The sequence below is a fragment of the Bartonella sp. AA81SXKL genome, assembly GCF_042196945.1.
Lineage (GTDB): Bacteria > Pseudomonadota > Alphaproteobacteria > Rhizobiales > Rhizobiaceae > Bartonella.
In genome coordinates this window covers 1-747 of the sequence record NZ_JBHIRH010000211.1, presented here as the reverse complement: position 1 = coordinate 747, position 747 = coordinate 1, and the positions used below count along the sequence as shown (strand labels likewise).

The window sequence follows — 747 nt, the reverse complement described above, 5'->3', positions numbered from 1 at the left end:
AGAGCCTTAGAAAATGACGTCGATATGGACCGTCTCGAGCGTCTCATTGCCTTACGAGAAAAAGAAATAGAACGACAAAACTACGAAAGATTTGCCAGTGATCTTTCGAATATGCAAATAGAATATCAAAAAATACAAAAAAACTCTACAAACACCCATACAAACAGCCAATATGCAACCCTTGACCAGTACATTGATGCTGTAAAAAACACTCTTGCAAAACACCGATTTGCTTTGTTTTCTCGTATCAAAGAACAGAGTTCAGACAATATAATTATAGAAATGACTTTGACGCATCCGTCTGGAAATAAAATCTCAACAGAAGGAAAGTTTCCTTATGACACTAAAGGATGCAAATCAAATATACAATCGGTTGGTTCTGCAATCACATACGCACGCAGATATCTGTTAGGTATGCTTCTTAATGTCGTGAGTGAAGATGACGATACGGATGGGAACACACCTATTAAAAAGGCTTTTCCACAACAGATCAATGAAATCAGAAGACTTGTCGTACAAACCCAAACAGAAGAAGAAAAAATACTTGCTTATGTCAACGTCAAAAAGCTCGACGATATGTCTGAAGGACAAGCACAAACGGTATTACATCTTTTGAAAGATAAACAAAACAGGCAAAAGGCAGAAACAGATTCTACTATACAAGATGCCGATATAGAAACGCCACACGAACAGGGAACGGCGGTGTGAGATGGAACAAAGAACAGCAGAATGGTTTCAAGCGCGCTT

General features: G+C 38.4%; 1 protein-coding gene. It reads left to right on the top strand.

Features of this window, described 5'->3' with window-relative positions; all coding sequences use genetic code 11:
- The coding region (locus ACFINZ_RS10655; protein ID WP_375701502.1) for an ERF family protein at positions 1-708 on the top strand (708 nt) is incomplete at its 5' end.
- Between the last annotated feature and the right edge of the window lie 39 nt (positions 709-747).